Source organism: Actinacidiphila acidipaludis, assembly GCF_019890725.1.
Classification (GTDB): Bacteria; Actinomycetota; Actinomycetes; order Streptomycetales; family Streptomycetaceae; genus Actinacidiphila; species Actinacidiphila acidipaludis.
Map to the genome: position 1 here is coordinate 1 of NZ_JAINZZ010000078.1, position 17,117 is coordinate 17,117.

The 17,117-nt window shown below is 72.4% G+C and carries 19 protein-coding genes and 1 pseudogene; 9 read left to right on the forward strand and 11 right to left on the reverse strand.

Annotated features, from left to right (window positions below):
- Nucleotides 1-161 precede the first annotated feature (161 nt).
- The 3 genes from K7862_RS33775 to K7862_RS33785 all read right to left on the reverse strand — a co-directional run bounded on the left by K7862_RS33775 (nucleotide 162) and on the right by K7862_RS33785 (nucleotide 1,614).
- Nucleotides 162-389: a hypothetical protein gene (locus K7862_RS33775; protein ID WP_222968999.1), complete on the reverse strand. Its 228-nt coding sequence runs from the start codon at nucleotides 387-389 to the stop codon at nucleotides 162-164.
- Complete coding sequence (locus tag K7862_RS33780) at nucleotides 386-1,057, reverse strand: RNA polymerase sigma factor (protein ID WP_262414213.1); 672 nt, start codon at nucleotides 1,055-1,057, stop codon at nucleotides 386-388. Before K7862_RS33780 ends, K7862_RS33775 begins: the two co-directional genes overlap by 4 nt.
- Before the next feature lie 74 nt (nucleotides 1,058-1,131).
- Nucleotides 1,132-1,614: a redoxin domain-containing protein gene (locus tag K7862_RS33785; protein ID WP_222969001.1), complete on the reverse strand. Its 483-nt coding sequence runs from the start codon at nucleotides 1,612-1,614 to the stop codon at nucleotides 1,132-1,134.
- A gap of 297 nt (nucleotides 1,615-1,911) precedes the next feature.
- Here K7862_RS33785 and K7862_RS33790 point away from each other — a divergent pair, with 297 nt between their 5' ends.
- A complete protein-coding gene (locus K7862_RS33790; protein ID WP_222969003.1) occupies nucleotides 1,912-3,015 on the forward strand; it encodes a lactonase family protein in 1,104 nt (367 codons plus the stop codon).
- Nucleotides 3,016-3,129: 114 nt separating this feature from the next.
- Here the strand turns inward: K7862_RS33790 and K7862_RS33795 are convergent, their stop codons facing one another.
- A complete protein-coding gene (locus K7862_RS33795; RefSeq protein WP_262414214.1) occupies nucleotides 3,130-4,602 on the reverse strand; it encodes a glycoside hydrolase family 6 protein in 1,473 nt (490 codons plus the stop codon).
- Between the two features lie 881 nt (nucleotides 4,603-5,483).
- Here K7862_RS33795 and K7862_RS38005 point away from each other — a divergent pair.
- From K7862_RS38005 to K7862_RS33820, 6 genes and pseudogenes are all read left to right on the forward strand, one after another.
- A pseudogene (locus tag K7862_RS38005) lies at nucleotides 5,484-5,603 on the forward strand (IS5/IS1182 family transposase); the annotation flags it as partial.
- A gap of 305 nt (nucleotides 5,604-5,908) precedes the next feature.
- Nucleotides 5,909-7,126: an RNA polymerase subunit sigma-70 gene (locus K7862_RS33800; RefSeq protein ID WP_308012334.1), complete on the forward strand. Its 1,218-nt coding sequence runs from the start codon at nucleotides 5,909-5,911 to the stop codon at nucleotides 7,124-7,126.
- Between the two features lie 97 nt (nucleotides 7,127-7,223).
- Nucleotides 7,224-7,706, forward strand: coding sequence for an SRPBCC family protein (locus K7862_RS33805; protein WP_222969007.1), 483 nt, complete (start codon nucleotides 7,224-7,226; stop codon nucleotides 7,704-7,706).
- Between the two features lie 320 nt (nucleotides 7,707-8,026).
- Nucleotides 8,027-8,710, forward strand: coding sequence for an NADPH-dependent F420 reductase (locus tag K7862_RS33810; protein ID WP_222969009.1), 684 nt, complete (start codon nucleotides 8,027-8,029; stop codon nucleotides 8,708-8,710).
- 410 nt (nucleotides 8,711-9,120) lie between these two features.
- Nucleotides 9,121-9,849 carry a hypothetical protein gene (locus tag K7862_RS33815; RefSeq protein WP_222969011.1) on the forward strand — a complete coding sequence of 243 codons (729 nt, stop codon included), beginning with the start codon at nucleotides 9,121-9,123 and terminating at the stop codon, nucleotides 9,847-9,849.
- Nucleotides 9,850-10,071: 222 nt separating this feature from the next.
- A complete protein-coding gene (locus tag K7862_RS33820) occupies nucleotides 10,072-10,491 on the forward strand; it encodes a PPOX class F420-dependent oxidoreductase (RefSeq protein ID WP_222969013.1) in 420 nt (139 codons plus the stop codon).
- Between the two features lie 213 nt (nucleotides 10,492-10,704).
- On the opposite strand, the gene K7862_RS33825 is transcribed toward K7862_RS33820, so the two are convergent.
- The gene (locus tag K7862_RS33825; protein WP_222969015.1) at nucleotides 10,705-11,238 is read right to left on the reverse strand and encodes a hypothetical protein; all 534 of its coding nucleotides are present in this window, start codon (nucleotides 11,236-11,238) and stop codon (nucleotides 10,705-10,707) included.
- Between the two features lie 24 nt (nucleotides 11,239-11,262).
- Between K7862_RS33825 and K7862_RS33830 the strand changes: the two genes are divergently transcribed.
- Nucleotides 11,263-11,457, forward strand: coding sequence for a hypothetical protein (locus K7862_RS33830; protein ID WP_222969017.1), 195 nt, complete (start codon nucleotides 11,263-11,265; stop codon nucleotides 11,455-11,457).
- An 88-nt stretch (nucleotides 11,458-11,545) separates the two neighbouring features.
- Here the strand turns inward: K7862_RS33830 and K7862_RS33835 are convergent, their stop codons facing one another.
- The 6 genes from K7862_RS33835 to K7862_RS33860 all read right to left on the reverse strand — a co-directional run bounded on the left by K7862_RS33835 (nucleotide 11,546) and on the right by K7862_RS33860 (nucleotide 15,464).
- Nucleotides 11,546-12,157, reverse strand: a complete 612-nt coding sequence (locus tag K7862_RS33835; protein ID WP_222969018.1) for a hypothetical protein — start codon at nucleotides 12,155-12,157, stop codon at nucleotides 11,546-11,548.
- A gap of 119 nt (nucleotides 12,158-12,276) precedes the next feature.
- Nucleotides 12,277-12,969 carry an RNA polymerase sigma factor gene (locus K7862_RS33840; protein ID WP_222969020.1) on the reverse strand — a complete coding sequence of 231 codons (693 nt, stop codon included), beginning with the start codon at nucleotides 12,967-12,969 and terminating at the stop codon, nucleotides 12,277-12,279.
- A gap of 18 nt (nucleotides 12,970-12,987) precedes the next feature.
- Nucleotides 12,988-13,881: an aminoglycoside phosphotransferase family protein gene (locus tag K7862_RS33845; protein WP_222969022.1), complete on the reverse strand. Its 894-nt coding sequence runs from the start codon at nucleotides 13,879-13,881 to the stop codon at nucleotides 12,988-12,990.
- A gap of 187 nt (nucleotides 13,882-14,068) precedes the next feature.
- Complete coding sequence (locus tag K7862_RS33850) at nucleotides 14,069-14,437, reverse strand: PIN domain-containing protein (RefSeq protein WP_222969049.1); 369 nt, start codon at nucleotides 14,435-14,437, stop codon at nucleotides 14,069-14,071.
- A gap of 17 nt (nucleotides 14,438-14,454) precedes the next feature.
- Nucleotides 14,455-14,712, reverse strand: coding sequence for a hypothetical protein (locus K7862_RS33855; protein WP_222969024.1), 258 nt, complete (start codon nucleotides 14,710-14,712; stop codon nucleotides 14,455-14,457).
- Between the two features lie 185 nt (nucleotides 14,713-14,897).
- Nucleotides 14,898-15,464, reverse strand: coding sequence for a TetR/AcrR family transcriptional regulator (locus tag K7862_RS33860; protein WP_222969026.1), 567 nt, complete (start codon nucleotides 15,462-15,464; stop codon nucleotides 14,898-14,900).
- A gap of 162 nt (nucleotides 15,465-15,626) precedes the next feature.
- Between K7862_RS33860 and K7862_RS33865 the strand changes: the two genes are divergently transcribed.
- A complete protein-coding gene (locus tag K7862_RS33865; RefSeq protein ID WP_308012335.1) occupies nucleotides 15,627-17,096 on the forward strand; it encodes an MFS transporter in 1,470 nt (489 codons plus the stop codon).
- Nucleotides 17,097-17,117 lie beyond the last annotated feature (21 nt).

Consider the following 17,117-nt stretch of genomic DNA (forward strand, 5'->3'; position numbering starts at 1 on the left):
GAGCACATCGAGCATCTGGTCCGGCCGCTGTCCGCGGGCATGGCCGTACCGCTGGCAGAAGCCTGTGAGGCAGGGCACCCGCCACAGGGCGTCGGCGGACCCGGCCTCGGCTGTCACGCCTGCGGGACGCCGGCCCCCGGCGGCCCCCGCACCCGACGTGGTCACCCGCCCGGCCGGCCGGTGACCGCGGCCAGCAGGCCCTCGAAGTCCTGGTCGCAGGGGCCGCAGGCTTGCAGATGTGCGGCCATGCCCGGGTAGCGCTCGTGCGGGTTCTGGCCGTTCGCCGCCAGATCCACGTAGACGTGCAGCATCTCCATGGCCTGGTCGCAGCCCACGTCGCGGGGATCGGTGTGCAGGAAGTGCTCGATCCGTGCCGATGACTCGTTCACGATGCACCCGCCTTCCGTTCCAGGTGTCCATGAGCGACGAGATGCGCCCGCAGCTTACGTCGCGCGTCGAAAACGGTTTTGTAGACGGCGTTGCGATTGGTGTTCCACTGCGTCACCAGGGCGTCCAGCGGCACCCCGTCGACCACCACGGCGAGGAAGACCTGACGCTGGTGCGGAGTGAGCACCTCGTCCACCGCTTCCCGCAGGGCGCGCACCAGATCACGCCACTGCGTCTCGCGTGCCGGGTCCAGGCCGAGACGATCGGGCAGCCGGTCCCAGTCCTCTGCGCCCAGCGTCTCGGTGGGTCGGCGCCAGAAGTGGCGGCCGGTCTTGGCGGAGACTTCCAGGATCACGAAGCGGTAGGCCCAGGTGGTGAAACGGCTCTCGCCCCGGAAGTCGGCCAGCTTGCGGGTGATGGCGAGCAGTGCGTCGGCTGCGGCCTGGTGGGCCAGGTCGTCCAGTTCGGGCCCGGTGATCCGGGTGTCGGAGCCCCGGCGGCGCAGTTCGCTCCTGGCGATCCGCAGCAGTACCGCGTGCAGTCGCTCACAGGCTTCCTCATACCGCCGGCCGCGGGTGTCGCTCAATGCCGCCACCCAGGCCGCCGACTCCGGGTCCTGGTCCGGTCTCGCGGTGGCGGTACACCCGTGCCCGACGTCCCGCTGTTCCATGCCGGCAACCGTAACAGCGGGGCCCGCCGCGGTCCCGGCGGGCCCGGACGGCCATGCGACGACAACGCAACCGGTCAGCCGGCGTGCTCCTTCACGTAGCGGACCAGGCCCGCGACGTCCTCCGGCACCAGGCGCCCGATGGCGCCGTTGGAGTAGACGGCCACGACGACCCGGCCCTGCGGGTCGAGGACGAACCCGGTCGACTGCAGATGCTCAGGATCGGGATTGACGAACGCGCCGGTCGCAGCGGCCACGGCTCGCGCATCGGCACCGTGCCCCACGGGGAAGGTGAGCTTGAGCCTGTCGACCAGGGCCTGGGTGGTCGCCTCGTCGTCGACAGAAAGCGCGATGACCCTCACACCGAGTTCGCCCAGGGCGTCCTGGGCGCGCTGGAAGGCGCGGAGCTGGGCGTTGCAGTACGGGCACCACGAGCCGCGGTAGAAGAGCACCACCCCGAAGTGTCCCCCGAGCGCGTCGGGCAGCACTGCCGTCCCGCCCCCGGGCAGGTCGACCGTAAGACCGGGGAAGGTGTCACCGGGGTGTAGCAGGTCGGTCATCGCAGCTCTCCTGTCGTGCGTGTCGTGCGACTGCCCGGATGGGGTTCGCTACAGGTCAGCTACGACGGGCGGCGACTTCTTACCGGGCGGCTCCACATCGCCGAGCGGCCGGGACGTGACCAGTAGCGGCCGCTGTGCGCCGGAAGGGGAGCCCGTCGCGGCACCAGCGGCCGACCGGACCGTCGGCGCCGTAAGAATTGCGTCAGGTAAGAGGTGCGCCGCGCCCGCAGCAGACCCAGTGACAGGGGGGACGGCCCGATCCCGGCCCCCGAAACACCCCTTCCGACAGGGACGCTCATGACCTCCACCGCACTCCGCACCGCAAGCCTTCTCACGGCTGCCCTCGCCTGCGCCACGGTCTTCGCCGGCCCGGCCGGTGCGTACTCCCCCAGCAGCGGCTCGATGGTTTTCGTCCAGACCGACAACCCCCAGGGCAACACCATCGTCGCCTACCACCAGACCACCGGCGGCTCCCTGCACCAAGCGGGTACCTACACCACCGGCGGACTGGGCGGCCAGATCCCCGGCACCGGCCCCGACAACCTCGCCTCCCAGGGAGCGCTGACCTACGACCAGGCGCACCACCTGCTGTACGCGGTGAACGCCGGCAGCAACACCATCACCGTCTTCTCCGTGGACGGCGACCGGCTGATTCGGCGTCAGATCCTCCCTTCCGCAGGCAGCTTCCCGGTCAGCGTGGCCGTGCACGGCAACCACGTCTACGTCCTCAACTCCGGGGACGGCGGCTCGGTCCAGGGCTACCTGAATGTGGGGGGCCTGCTGGTCAAGGTGCCCTCATGGCACCGCGGCCTGGACCTCGCCTCGGGCACCACTCCCGGGCAGGTCGGCATCACCCCGGACGGCGGCAAGCTCGTCGTCACCACCAAGAGCGGCGACAGCATCGACGTCTTCCCGATCGGCCCGCTGGGCCCCGCCGGCGGGCCTGTGGTGACCCGCACACCCGGGCAGGGCCCGTTCGGCTTCACTTTCGACGCCGCCGGACGCCTGATCGTCACCGAGAGCGCCACCAACTCCGTGGCCACGTTCACCATCGGGCGCGACGCCCAGCTCACCAAGGTCTCCGAGGTCGCCACCGGCCAGACCGCCACGTGCTGGGTGATCGGGACCGGTGACCACTTCTACGCCTCCAACGCCGCCAGCGCCTCCCTCACCGGCCTGAGCGAGAACGCACACGGCTCGCTGACGAGCATCGGCGACACCACCACCGCAGCCGGCACCGTCGACGCAGCCGTCACCAGCGACGGGAAGTTCCTCCACGTCCAGACCGGAGTGGCCGGCGGCGTCGACAGCTTCCGTGTCGACTCCGACGGCTCCCTCACCAAGACCGGCACCGTGACCGTGCCGGACGCCGCCGGCGGAGAAGGCATCGTGGCACTTTGACCACCGGCTGACGGCACGGCAGCCGGTGGTCACGTCGCGGGCGTGGCGCGGCGGCGGCCGCCCCGGAACATGTCCCCGGGGCGGCCGCCGCGGTACGCGCGGTGCGGCAGCGCGTCAGGACACCGAGCAGACGGAGCCGTTGAGCGTGAACGCGGTGGGCTGGGCGTAGCTGCCCGAGAAGGTGCCCTGGAAGCCGAAGGACTGGGAGCCGCCGGCGGGAATCTGGGCGTTGTACGACAGGCCCGAGGCGGTGACCGCTCCCGAGTTCGGGCTGACCGTCGCGTTCCAGGCGCTGGTGACGGTCTGGCCGGACGGCAGGGTGAAGCCCAGCTTCCAGCCGTTGACCGCGGTCGAACCGGTGTCGGCGACCGTGACGTTGACGGTGAAACCGCCGGTCCAGGTCTGCGGGGTGTAGGTCACCTTGCAGCCGGAGCCGCCGGTGCCGCCGGTGCCGCCGCTCGTGGTCGTTCCGCCGCTCGTCGCGCCCCCGGTGGTCGTGCCGCCGCTCGTGGTCGTTCCGCCGCTCGTCGCGCCCCCGGTGGTCGTGCCGCCGCTCGTCGTGGACCCACCTGTCGACGTGCCGCCCGTCGTCGTGCCCCCGCTCGTGGTCGGGTCCGATGCCGCGGCGGAAGCCAGCTGGTAGGCCACGTCCGGCAGGAAGGTACCCGCGGGGCCGGCGCAGCCGTCGGCCTCGCCCGGCGGCTTCACCCACAAGAAGGCGTCGATCGCCGGGTCCCCGGTGCTGGTCGTGGGATACGTGCCGATCGCCCTGCCGGAAGGATCGCACCACGCCCCGCCCGAGGCCGGACCGTTGCCGTTGCGGCTGGTGTCCACCACGGCGTGCAGGTTGGCCGGGTTGCCCAGCGCGGCCAGCACGTTCTTGGCGTAACTGACCTCGTTCCCCGTGGCGTTGAAGTTGGAGACGTTGGTGAAGAAGCCGTCGGCATTGGTCAGGATGCCGGCACTGCGCAGCCGGCTGGCCTGCTCCGAGGCGCTGTTCCAGGCCGAGTGGCCGCCGTCCATATAGACCTTGGCGTTGGGCGCCGCGGCGTGGATGGCCGCGCCTGCCCGTGACAGCGAGGCGAACCGGTCGCTCTGCGCCTGCGCGGACAGGCAGGTGGTCAGGGAGACGGAGTCCGGCTCCAGGATGATGACCGACTGCCCGCCGCCCAGCCCCGCGGCGAAGTTGCGCACCCAGGCGTCGTACGAGGCCAGGTCCGGCGCACCGCCGGCGGAGGCGCCGCCACAGTCACGGTTGGGGATCTCATAGACCGCCAGCACCGGCACTTGTCCGGCAGAGGCCGCGGCCGCGGTGACGGCCCTGACGTCACTGGTGACGGTGGCGGGGCTGTAGTTGGCGAACCAGATCCCCTGCGGCTGGGAGGCGATCCGCCGGGAGATGACCGGCTGGCGGGAGTCGCCGGGGTTGGCGGCGACCCAGCGGGCGACCTGGGAGTTGGAGTCCTTGTAGAACTGGGTGCCGGCGGGGAGGGCGGCCTGCGCCGCGGCGCCCGCGGTGTTCTCGGTGGCCACGAGGCCGGCTGCCGCAAGGCCGGCGGCCAGGCCGAGCGCCAGCAGCGTGCGCAACCGGCCCCTGCGTGGAGGGACCGCAGCCGCCGCGTGCGGGCGCGGGGTGCGGGTGGGGGGTGTCACAGTCGTCCTCCGTGCTCTGGTGGGGGTAGGCCCTCTGTGGGGAAGGGCCGGCTGCCGCGGAGCATTTGGGAGCGCTCCCACGCGCAACCGGCCCTGAGCCTAGCCAGCACGAGGAAGCTGCGAAATCCCTGTGCGGCCGCCAATTTTCGCCGTTGCCGGATGCGCACGGGCCGCGGCGCCGTCCCGCGGCCGGCGCCGGGCACCTGCGGTCGCACGTACCGCTGCCGGCCGCCGGGCGGGCGCGAGGCGGCGTCCGGCTGTGGCATCCGGCGAACGCCTTCCCCCTCTCCCCCGCCGGCTCCCAGGCCGCCCACGGGCCGTGCACGGGCGTGAGACGCATCCGCAAGACCTGGACACGGGGCGTCAAGCCGGGCATGGAGGGCCGCATAGTCTCCCGGCAGCCCGAGGCCATCACCCACGGCCAGGGGGCCTGGGGCGGCCACGTCACCTGGCCCGACGACGGGCCGACGACGGGCCGACGAGAGGGCAAACGTCATGGCAGGTCATCGGAACGTGTGGCGCGTGCCGGCGACGGGGGCGGCTGGTCCTGGGCGCAGTGGCGCTGCCGGGGCCGGCGCAGGCCGCCAACGCCACGTCCATCGTCGCGTACGGCTCCTACACCCGGGCGCAGGCCGGCTCCTACGCCAACGGCGCCGTGAGGATCTGCGGCACCTACGCGGACGGCTATCCGGTCGCCGTCCCCCACCACCGCAAGACCGGGAAGATGCAGAGGCTGTCGAACTCCCAGGGCAGGCAGCTGCGCCGAGACGGCCGACGTCCCCGGCAATCCGATCACCCGTTCAAGGCGTGCGTGGCGCATCGCCCCCAAAGGCATCGAGTCCTCCCAACGATGCGGCCGTCACCGCTGGACCGTCGAACGCACCATGGCCTGGCTCGCCGGCCGCCGCCGCCTGCACCGCCGCTGCGAACGCAAACGGCGCGCGGAGCTGACCGAGTTGGGCATGCGCTGGTGACCGGGCAGCGCGGCTGTGCCGGCCCGTGGGCCGGGCGGGATACCGTTTTCCGTAACGCCGAAGTCGGTGACGGAATTGTGGTGGTGGGGATGGGGAACTGCTTGGTGTGCGGGGCGGCTTTGGCGGCGCGGCAGCGGGGCCGGAGGGCGGTGTACTGCTCGGCGGGGTGCCGGCAGCGGGCCTATCGGGAGCGGCGCGGGCCGGCAGGGGCTGGTGGCGATGCGGCGGCGCTGGTCGCGGAGGTCGAGCGGCGGGCGCGGGGCATCGTGCTGGAGCCGGCGGCGGTCCTCCGTGCGGAGGTCGAGGCGTTGGCGGTGGTGGTCCGCAGGCTGCTGCAGGTGGCCAGGGCGGAGGCCGGTGGTGATGCTCCCACCCGGCCCGGAGGGACGGGGGGCGGTGTGCCGGGCACGGCGAACGCCCAGGCCATGGATGCGGCCGCCGTAATCGGCCCGGGCAGCGGGTCCGAAGCCGGGGCCGAGGAGGGCGAAGAGGACTTCGCCGCCCTCCTGGACATCCACCGCCGGCACGTCCACCTGCTGTGCTACCGCATGGTCGGCTCCTACGACGACGCCGAAGACCTCCTGCAGGAGACCTTCTTGCGTGCCTGGCGGGACCGCGCCTCGTTCCGGCGGCAGGCCGCCGTCCGCACCTGGCTCCATCGCATCGCCGTCAACGTCTGCCTCGACCACCTGCGGCGTACCGGCCGGCGTCCCCAGCGGTACGCACCCCTGCCGGGTGTCGACAGCGGGCCCGGTCGGCCGCCGGCCCGTCTTGCCTGGCTGCAGCCGTACCCCGACAGGCGACTCGAGGAGTTCCTCGAGCAGGTCCCCTCGGCCGACGAGTCCGCAGCTCCCGAGGCTGCCGCCGTGTCGCGCGAGACGCTGGAGCTCGTGTTCCTCGCCGCGATCCAGCACCTTCCGCCCCGGCAGCGCGCCGTGCTGATCTACCGCGATGTGCTCGGCCTGCCGGCCGAGGAGGCCGCCGGGATCCTCGGCATGTCCCTCGCCGCGGCCAACAGCGCGTTGCAGCGCGCCCGGCACACGCTCCGCGAACGCCTCCCGGCCCGGCGCCAGGAGTGGACCGCCGCCGAGCGCACCCGCCAGGAGCAGGAGGTCGTCCAGCGTTACGTCACCGCCGCCGAGCGTGCCGATCTGGGCATGATGGCCGAACTGCTCAGTGCGGACGCCGTGTTGACCATGCCGCCGAACGCCGTCTGGTTCACCGGACGCGAGGCCATCCTCGCCCAGGTCACGGCGGTGTTCGACCCCGCGTCACCGCGCTACTTCGGACGCTGGCGGTTCGTGCCCACGGCCGCCAACCGGATGCCGGCGGTGGCCGGGTATGTGCAGCGGCCGGGGACGTCGGTCTACCGGGCGCACATGCTCGATGTGCTGCGTGTCGAAGGCGGGCGGATCGTGGAGATCACGACGTTCGAGACGCATCTGGTCGCCGCGTGCGGACTGCCGCTGACGCTGCCGCGCTGACCGCGGTCGGCGGTGACGGCGGCCGCGGCCGATGAGAAATCCCGCGGCCGGCGTCCAACCCTGACGACACGTTCTGCCGAGCAAGGGAGCGAACACCGTGAACACCTCCGCTGATGCCCGCAAGGTCCGCATCGAGTACGACTACCCGGCCTCCGCCGACCGGATCTGGGAGCTGTGGACCACGGCGTCCGGCATCGAGTCCTGGTGGGCGCCGGACGGATTCGTGGTCCGCGTCGACGCGCTCGACCTGCGTCCCGAGGGGACTTTGACGTACACGATGACGGCGACCGGTGCGGAACAGGTGGCCTTCATGCAGGGCGCGGGCCTGCCGCTGAGCACGACGTCGACCAAGACGTTCACCACCGTGGAGCCGCGGCGCCGGCTGGGGTACACCACCATGGCCGACTTCATCCCCGGTGTGACGCCGTACGAGTTCCTGACCGAGGTCGAGTTGACGACGACGGACGACGGCGTGCGCGTGACGATGACCGTGGACGCCATGCACGACAAGGAGTGGACCCAGCGGCTGGTCGCCGGGCGGCGGAACGAGCTGGCCAACCTGGAGAAGCTGGTCGGGTGAGTTTCGCCGGGCACTGGGGGGACGGCCGCGTCCCCTCAGCGCCCGGGCCTGCGCCCGGGCCTGCGGCCGGGCCGGGGTGTGCTGGTTCGGGGCCTTGCGTTCGCAGCGACGGTGGAGCGTGTCGACTGGGTCGAGGACCTGCACGGCGGTCCGGAGGCGATACGCCGCCTGGCTCTCTCGGCGAGCGCGGGAGAGCCGCGTGCGGAACACGGGGGCCTGGCCGCCCGGCGGCGGCCGGGTCTTACCGCGGGCCGGCGACGGGGATCACCCGGACGGCGGCATCGTGGAACAGATCGCCGGGCGGCGCGGTTGCGACCGGCATGGCAACTCTTGGACTCATCGGCAGTGGACACATCGGCGGCACTCTGGCCCGGCTCGCGGTCGACGCGGGCCTGGACGTGGTGCTCAGCAACTCGCGGGGGCCCCAGACGCTCGCCGACCTCGTCGCAGAGCTCGGCCCCCGGGCCCGTGCGGGCTCGCCGGCCGAGGCGGCGGCCGCGGGCGACTGGGTGGTCGTGACGATCCCTGTGAAGGCGTACCAGCAGGTTCCGGTCGAACCCCTGGCCGGCAAGACCGTCCTGGACACCGGGAACTACTACCCCGACCGCGACGGTCGGATCGCCGAGCTCGACTCGAAGCAGAAGACGGACACCGAACTGCTCCAGGGCCACCTGGCCGGCGCGCACGTGGTGAAGGCGTTCAACAACATCTTCTACAAGCACCTCGCGGCCCTCCCCCGCCCCGCCGGCGCCGCCGACCGCACCGCCCTCCCGATCGCCGGCGACGACGCGGACGCCAAGCGCAAGGCCACCGAACTCCTCGACATCCTGGGCTACGACGCGGTGGACGCCGGCCCGCTCACCGAGAGCTGGCGTTTCCAGCCGGGCACCCCCGTCTACGGCCCGCCCTATGCGCAGGACCCCTCCAAGCCGTTCTTCGACCAGCCGGCCGGCCCGGCGTCCACCGCGCAGATCACCGAGCTCCTGGCAGCGGCCACCCGCTGACCGGCAGCTCGGCCTTGAGGCGGTTCCGTTCGGCCGCCCGCTGTTGAATCGGTGGATCACCTCGCGCACGGTGTCCATGTCGGCCCGTAGCAGCCACCGGGCTGACATGCCCGGTGTTCTGCATGCGGTGGACGCCGAGGCCGCCTGCCTGACCCTCGACCGCCCCCTGTTCCACTCCCGGGCCCGGTTGGCGGTCAGCGGGGCTGTTGCCGCCGCCGGCTGCGCGGCCGACTGCGCCATCTCGCCGTCAGACGGCGGGACTTCGTCGACCCTGCAGTCGCGCGCAGCGGATCCGGCAGCGGTGGCGATCGCGCCCCTGGATCCGCCCCGGGGTCCCTCCCTAGGATGGTTCGCGACCCCATCGTCCACTTCGCTGGGCGGGGAACGGCGACCAGCCGGAGGCCGGAGACATGGCGGACACGGGCAGGCGTCGGTTCGAAGAGGTCGACGACCTGGGGCAGATCCTTTTCTGCGACGACCCCGCGCTGCGGCTCGACGGCCTCCTGATGACTGTGGACACCGCGCAAGGCGCTTTCATCCTCGACCCCGCGCAGACACCTCACATGCCCGCCGCCCTCTTCGATTTCAGGGTCGCCATCGGCGCGGGCGGCGCGTTCCCGTACGCCGCGACGCGGACGGCCCCGGTCGACGACGAACTGAAGGACCCGCGGATCGGCGGCGCCATCCGATGCGGCATGATGCTTCTGCCGCCCGAGTTCGGCGAGCTGCGGCTGCCCCAGCGGTGGTCCGGCGACGACAGGGTCGTCATCGCCCTGAAACGCATGATGTCGGGCGGCGCCGACCTCCGCTCGATCCCCGGATGGGAACTGCACGCGACTGCGGATGACCCGCCCGCAGCGTGGGCGCGCATGAACTGCGCCTATTCCAGGCTGGAACTGCGGACACCCGACGGCGGCCTCTACTCCCGGACCTGGGTCCCCTACGACCCCGACTGGCGGGCCGCGGCGCTGGACCACGGCTACGTCGTGTGCCTGTGCGGCGTGGAACTGGGGATCCGCGCACCGTACGCGATGACCGACGCGCAGTACACCCCGCCCATGCGGCACGAGAACTTCCGCCGCGCATGCGTCGCGGGCCTGGCCCTCGGCGGGCTCGTCCCCTACACCGACCACCACTGAGACCGGCGGCGAACTGCGGCAGCCCGTAACGGAGCCTCTCCGGCTCGGCAGGAGCCCGCTCCCCGTCCGACAGACCGTGGACGTCGTCGGCAAACCGCCGCCATGGCCGTCACTCAGCAACTCGCCCGGCTGCGCGCGGGGCGGTGCGTGCGCGCGGCGCCGCCCCGGGCAATCATGCTGGTGATCGAGAAGCGTCCCGCCTTACGTCGTGGAGGATGACCCGTGTCGAAGCCGCCCCTGCCCGCAGCCGCCGTCGCCATGCTGGAGAAAGCCAACCCCGCCGTCATCTCCACGCTGCGCCCGGACGGCCAGCCGGTGACCGCGGCCACCTGGTACCTGTGGGACGACGGGCGGGTGCTCATCAACATGGACGAGGGGCGCGTGCGGCTCCAGCACGTGCGCAACGACCCCAGGGTCTCGCTCACCGTGCTCGACGAGGGCGGCTGGTACACCCATGTGACCATCATCGGCCGCGTCGTCGACCTGCAGGAGGACACCGACCTGTCCGGCATCGACCGGCTGTCCCGCCAGTACCTGGGCAAGGACTACGGGCAGCGCGACCGGCGCCGCTACAGCGCATGGATCGAGATCGACCGCTGGCACGGATGGGGTGCGCTGAAGGACAGTGAGCAGCCCGGCTGACGCGGCCGCGGATCCGTACGCGGAACCGTGCGCGGATCCGTACGCGGATCCGCGGGCGCCGACGTGTCCTGCGGGCGGTGCGCGCCTGCGTCGCGACCCGGAAGCCCGAGATCCTGGTCGAGTCGGGCGCAAGGCCCCGCTGGAGGCGTTCGTTCCCCGGACCCGCCAGCAGACCCAGCGGCCCGGTCACGAGGACCGCGGCGCCGCCCAGGGCTATGTGTCCCTGACCTCCAGCGCCTCACGCGCCACGCTGATGAACGTGATGTAGGCCTCCCGGAATTGACGGTAGGCGGCGTCGTACGCCTCGCGCCGTTCGGAGCTTTCGTCACCGGCAAGCGTCTTGAGCTGCTGCTGCACACGCCGCGCCATGTTCCGCACGTGATCCGCCGCGCCGGACACCTCGGCAGGACCGTCGAGGCGGACCTCGTGCATGGCCCGGTTCATGTCCGCGATGGCCGGGCCGATGCGCTGGTACATCCGCGTCAGCAGCCGGTTCCTGCTGTCGCGGTCACGGGCCGCGTCCACGTCGTCGATCTGCCACGTGACCGCGTTGAACGCGTGCGCGCAGCTCATCATCTCCCGGTAGGCGCAACGGCGCCGCTCGCGTTGCTCACGCAGGGCCTCCGCCATGGTCGTCGTCTGCGCCTGGGCCTTGGCCGCACGGAAGGTCGCCCGGCCGGTGATGTGGCTGGCCGCGAGTGCGGTGAGCGCGGTGAGGACGCCGATCCACAGTCCGCTGTTCGCCATGGGCCCGAAGTCTGTCAGCCCTGGGTGCCGGTCGGACAGACCGTCAGCCGGCTCCCGACCGTGGCCTGTGGCGGCACGTGGCCGGTGCACCGGGCCCGGGCCGTGCCGGCCGCCGTCCAGGGCGGCGTGGCGCTGCCGCGGGCGACGGGCCGCACCGACTACCTGGTGACGGCCCCCGCCGACGCGACCGCCCCGCTGCGGCCGCGGTCGCCGACGTGACGGCCTCAGGGCCGGCCGTCGCGGTCCGCGCCGAGCCGGACACCGGCCGATGGGCAGGACCGCGGCTCCCACCGGACCGCCTCGGTGCTCAGGGAATCCGGTTCGGCTCGATCTTGTGCACGGGTACACCACCCGCGCGAATGCAGTCGGATTCAGGCGACGTGGCCTTGTTCAGGGCGAAGTGGACCACGTACGAGTGGTCCACCACGGGAACGTAGGTCACCTCCAGCGTGTCACCCGCCGGGATCCGGTCGAGCCGGATGGTGGCCGTGCTGACGCCGTCGCGGCGCTGACCTCGCACCGCCTCGAGGAAGACACCGGAAGGTTCGTAGTCGGGAAGGCCCGTGTAGTGCGCATCGCAGGTGCGACTGGCCGTGTAGACCTCCGCCTTGACACCCACCCGCTCCAGGTCGTTCCGCAGCTGGGCCGGCATGGGCGTACTCCCCTTGAGGAAGACGACCGTGACCACGTGGCCGGGCTTGCGGCTCAGGGTGTAGGCCGCGGTGCTGATGTGCACCGGGGAATCGTCCGCGGACGCGCGGCCGGCCGCGGGGGCCGGGGACGCCGGCCCGGCGGTGACGTGGTTGACGGTGAGCACCGTTGCGGCCAGAGCGGCGGCCAGGGCGGCGGGAACCGCCAGGCGCACGGCCAGGTGGCGGCGGGAGCGGACGCGGGGCGCGTCCTGTGTCGTATGGCTCATCAGGAAGTCCTCAAGCAGGCGTTGGCGGTCTTGCGAGAGAACCGGATTGCCGGGCGCGGGGAGCAGCTGCGCCAACTCCGTGTGATCCAGCGGGTCCACCCGCCGCCACGGACTGAACATCATCGGTTCCTCTCCTGGCTCGACCGGGCCGCTTCGGTGCGGCCGCCCTGTACTTGTCCGCTTCCTGACCCGGGTTCCGCCTTTTCCCGTTCGGCCTGCTTGTTCTTCAGTTCCTCCTGCGCGAGTTTGCGCAGCCTCGCCCGAGCCCGGGCGAGGCGAGAGCGCACGGTCCCCGTCGGTACGCCCAGGGCCTGGGCCGCCTCCTGATAGCTCAGTCCGGACCATACGCACAGCGTGAAAACGTCCCGTTCGCACTGGCGGAGCCTTGCCAATCCCGCTTGTGCTGCGAAGAGTTGCTCGGCGTCCCCTATCCGGCCGATCAGCTCGTCGGCGAAATCGGGCACCGTCTGTCTCGCCGGCAGCCGGGCCATCGCCCGTTCATGACGGCGCCGGGCGCGCACCGTGTTGCGCAGGACATTCGTCGCGATGCCCATCAGCCACGGCCGCGGGGAATCCCCTTCGTCCCGTAGCCTGCCCCGCAGCCGCCACGCCTCCAAGAACGTCAGCGAGACGACATCTTCGGCCAGCGCCCAGTCTCCGGTGATGCGCAGGGCATGGCGGTAGACCATCTGAGCGTGGCTCAGGAAGATCTCCCTGAACGCCTCAGGGTCTCCCGCCCGGATCCGGGCGTGCAAAGAACAATCCACGCCATGACTTGTCCGCAGGCCCACGGACGTCTCAGTGATCCGCATCACACCGAACGGTGCTGTTCATCCGGTGAGTCGATCCGCCTCGGCGAGCAGCAGGTCACCGAAGGGCTGGAAAGCGATGCTCCGGCTGTACAGGCCGCTGACGACGCGGTGGATCGTTCCCCACTCCCAGATCGCGGTCGCCTCCAGGCCGGTGCGGGCGGCCAGTCGCTGCGCTCTGGCCCGCAGGTCGTCACCGCACCCGGGGTTGCAGCGGATGATGGTGCCGACGTCGTACGCCGGCTCGGCCCGCAGGCCCTCGGGATCGATGAGCTTGAACGTGCCGTCCGCCGCCTGCAGCGCGTTCAGTTCGTGGACGTCGCCGTGCACGAGGACGGCGCGTCGGTCGTCGTGCGCCCGGCGGCGGCGCTCGATGCACGCGAGCGCGTCCTCGACGGTCGCCGGCGAGCAGGCTCGTCCCGTCTCCTCCCACAGCCGCGGCAGCAACTCGGCGTAGCGGCGTGCCTTGTCGGCGCCGGTGGGCAGGCCGGTTTCGGGGCCGGCCGGGCGCCAGCCGCGCGCTGCGACGTCGCACAGCATGTCGTGGCGGGTGGCGGGATCGGGCACGACGTCGTGCATCGCGGACCCGAGCCGTTCGAGCACGAGCGCGTCGCGGTCGGGATCGTCGAGCAGCAGGCCGGCGTACCCGTCGCCGCCGGCCAGGCGCAGGGCGCAGGCCTCGCGGGCGAGTTCGCGCCGTGTGCCGGGGACACCGACCTTGAGGACCGCCGCTGTCGTGCCGGCCAGGGTCGCCTCCACGACGAGCGCCGCGTGGCCACCGCGCAGTGTGGCACCGATGGTCAGCGACCAGTCCCGCGCCAGAGCCGCCACGAGCGAGGGCAGTTCGTCGAGCCACGATGCGTTCCCCTCGGCGACTGCCTTGTTCCGGACCTCGTCGGGGATGTCGAGCGTCATGCACCTCGTTATAGCCCGGTTGCCGGGCGTGCAGCAGGCCGGTGCGGTCCGGGCCGCCGTGTCCGTGGCGGGGGTGGGCAGAGCCGGGAGCCGTCCGGGCGATCATGAGGCGGTGGCCTCGCCCGTGGTCGCCGCACTCCCCCGGCGGCCCGCCCGGACGCGCCTCAGCCCTCGGGTGGCGTGCCGTTCAGGGGGTGAGATCCAGGATGCGCACGGGATGCGCCGCCCACGTGCCGGGGGCGGTGGTGGCCACCACCGCGCCGGTGGGGCGTTCCGGGGTGGGCTGCGCGGCGTGCAGCGTGTGGGCCAGCGCCCAGGTGTCACCGCGTGCGACGGACAGCGCGGCGGTCAGGTCCAGGTCCAGGATGGTGATGCCGGGCAGGGCCGCGATGTGCTCGCCGGTCCCCGGCCGGGCACGGTCGGCTTCCACCAGCGCGCAGGCGGTGGCGTACAGGTACCAGCCCGGTTCGGCGTGCGCCCGGTGGATCAGCCGGGAGGCCAGGAGATTGCCCAGGCCGGCCGCTGCCATGGCCGTGTCGTCCAGGATCACGTGCATGGCCTCGTGGGGGTGGGTCACCGGGCGGCCGCCCGTCGCAGACGCGCGTCCAGTTCCGCGTCGAGGTCCTTCTCCTCGGCGGTGCCGGGCGCGTAGCCGGACCAGTCCTTGAGGACCGCGCGGGCCTGTTCGGCCTGCTCGGCGCGTTCTTCGGGCGTGAGTACGGTCTCTGCGAGGCGAGCCAGATAGGCGCGCAAGGACATGCCCTCCGAGGCGGCAACTGCCGCCAGGCGGTTGCGGGCTTCCTCGGGGATCCGGACGTTCGCGTCAGCCATGATCGCTTTCCCTTCTCACCCGAGAGAGCATACGGGTACGTACCCGTAGGCATCTCGATGAGGTCGGAACTCTGCACTGCCGCGCCCTTTTTGCGGCCGACGGCGGGCCGCGAGAGGCGGACACCCATGAGGGCGGCCCCCGTCACCGTCTCCGAAGACCGCCGCCTTCGGGGCCCGGCCGGGGGTCACAGCAGCCGGTCGACCAGTGCGTCGATGTAGTCCGGGGTGAGCGGGCCCATGCCGAACAGGACGCGGATGTACATCGGGGCCAGGATGTGGTCGAGGACGCCGAGCGCGTCGGGGGCGTCCTCGCCGCGGTCGCGGGCGCGGTCGAGCATGGACTGCAGTTGCCGCATGCGTTCGGCGCGCAGTTCGTCGCCGGCCCGCAGGCCCTGCGGGCCGTTGCCCGACAGGGCGACGGCCAGGTGCAGCACCGCCGGCCCGTCGGGCCCGGTGATCTCGCGGGCCACCTGGGCCGCGTAGGTGCGCAGGTCGCCGGCCAGGGTCCCGGTGTCGGGCATCGGCGACCGGGCGTTGAGGCGGGTGAGCGCCACGTCGGCGAGCAGGCTCTCCAGGGTGCCCCACCGGCGGTAGATGCTGCTGTCGGCGACGCCCGCGCGGGCGGCGATGTCGCCGACGGTGAAGTTGCCGTAGCCGCGTTCGCCGATCAGGTCGGTGACGGCCTGGTGCACCTGCGCGCCGACGCGGGAGCTGCGCCCGCCGGGCCGCCTGACTGGTTGTCGCTCGTTCACCCCACCACCTTAACGCAGTCGGTACTTGCGTTTGCGCGGCCACCCTCCCTAGAGTCTCCTAACGCAGTCACGGACTGCTTTAAGAGCGCTCGGGTGGCGCGCCGGCCGTGTCCGGGCGTGTCGGCCGTGGCCGGGCGCGAGGGACGAAGGAGAGGGATCCCCATCGCTGCATCACTTGCGGCCGCGGGCAGTCGGGCCAACCGGGCCGTGCTGCTCACGGTGACCTGCCTCGGCCAGTTCATGGTCCTGCTCGACAACACGATCGTCGGGGCGGCACTGCCCGACATGCAGCACCGGCTGCACACCCAGCTGACCGGTCTGCAATGGATCGTCGACGCGTACGTGCTGCTGGTCGCCATGCTGCTGCTGTCCGGCGGCGTCTTCGCCGACCGGTTCGGCCGCAAGCGGGTGTACCTGACCGGCGTGGTGGTCTTCACCGCCGCGTCGCTGCTGTGCAGCCTGGCTCCCTCGCTCGGCTGGCTGATCACCGGCCGGGTGCTGCAGGGCATCGGGGCCGCGGCGCTGAGCCCCGCCTCACTCGCTCTGCTCGCCGCCGCCCATCCCGTGCCGCAGGAACGGATCAAGGCGATCGGGCTGTGGGCGGGACTGAGCGGAATCGGTCTGGCCGCGGGCCCCGTGGCCGGCGGCGTGCTGGCGGACGCCTTCGGCTGGCCGGCCATCTTCCTGGTCAATCTGCCCATCGGCGTGATCCTGGTGCTGGCCGGCCTGTGGAGCCTGGAAGAGGCCCGCAACCCCAACGCCCCGGCGATCGACGTCCCGGGCACGGCGCTGTCCGCCCTGGGAGTGGGGGCGCTGGCCTACGGGCTGATCGAGGGGGGCGCCCGCGGCTGGACGTCGCCGGTGATCCTGGGCGGCTTCGCCGCCGCGGTGGTCCTCCTGGCCGCCTTCGCCGCCGTCGAAGCGCGCCGCTCGGCTCCGATGCTGCCGCTGAGGCTGTTCCGGCAGCGGCTGTTCACCGTGTCCAACACCGCCATGACCGTGGTGGGGTTCGCGCTCATGGGCTCGTCGTTCTTCTTCTCCCAGTTCTTCGTCTACGTCCAGGGCAGCTCGATCCTGCGCGCCGGCCTGCAGACCCTGCCGGCGTCCCTGGCCATGGTGACGGTCAGCCCGTACGCGGGCCGGCTCGCCGCCCGGCACGGCGTGCGCGTCGTGGTCACCACCGGCCTGGCCCTGGCCGGCCTGGGGCTGCTGGCGCTGGGCACGGTGCACGCCGACACCGGCTACGCCGACGTGTGGTGGCGGCTGGCAGTGGCCGGCACCGGCTTCGCCCTGACCCTCTCCCCGCTGACGGGAGCCGCGATCCAGGCGGTCAGCCCGCAGGAAGGCGGCCTCGCCTCAGGCATCAGCAGCACCACCCGGCAGATCGGCGCGGTGCTCGGCGTGGCGGTGCTGGGAGCCGTCGTGCGCACCCGGCAGTCCGGCGGCGCCTCCTTCGCCGCCGGCCTCACCAGCGCCTTCGTCGCCGCCGGCGCCGTCACCCTGGCCACCGCCGCGTTCACCGGCCTGTTGCTGGCCAGGTCCGGGCCCGCGGGAGCATCCGCGGCGCCGCACCCTTCCACCGATCCGGACGCGGCCGCCGCGCCCGACGAGGTGTCCGCCGGCAGCAGTTGACGGCGACACCAGCGTGCGGGC

Coding starts and splice junctions, on each gene's coding strand:
- K7862_RS33780 (WP_262414213.1), bottom strand. CDS start 1,057: ATGGAACAGCGGGACGTCGGGCACGGGTGTACCGCCACCGCGAGACCG.
- K7862_RS33785 (WP_222969001.1), bottom strand. CDS start 1,614: ATGACCGACCTGCTACACCCCGGTGACACCTTCCCCGGTCTTACGGTC.
- K7862_RS33790 (WP_222969003.1), top strand. CDS start 1,912: ATGACCTCCACCGCACTCCGCACCGCAAGCCTTCTCACGGCTGCCCTC.
- K7862_RS33810 (WP_222969009.1), top strand. CDS start 8,027: ATGGCAACTCTTGGACTCATCGGCAGTGGACACATCGGCGGCACTCTG.
- K7862_RS33815 (WP_222969011.1), top strand. CDS start 9,121: ATGGCGGACACGGGCAGGCGTCGGTTCGAAGAGGTCGACGACCTGGGG.
- K7862_RS33825 (WP_222969015.1), bottom strand. CDS start 11,238: ATGGCGAACAGCGGACTGTGGATCGGCGTCCTCACCGCGCTCACCGCA.
- K7862_RS33835 (WP_222969018.1), bottom strand. CDS start 12,157: ATGAGCCATACGACACAGGACGCGCCCCGCGTCCGCTCCCGCCGCCAC.
- K7862_RS33840 (WP_222969020.1), bottom strand. CDS start 12,969: ATGCGGATCACTGAGACGTCCGTGGGCCTGCGGACAAGTCATGGCGTG.
- K7862_RS33845 (WP_222969022.1), bottom strand. CDS start 13,881: ATGACGCTCGACATCCCCGACGAGGTCCGGAACAAGGCAGTCGCCGAG.
- K7862_RS33850 (WP_222969049.1), bottom strand. CDS start 14,437: ATGCACGTGATCCTGGACGACACGGCCATGGCAGCGGCCGGCCTGGGC.
- K7862_RS33855 (WP_222969024.1), bottom strand. CDS start 14,712: ATGGCTGACGCGAACGTCCGGATCCCCGAGGAAGCCCGCAACCGCCTG.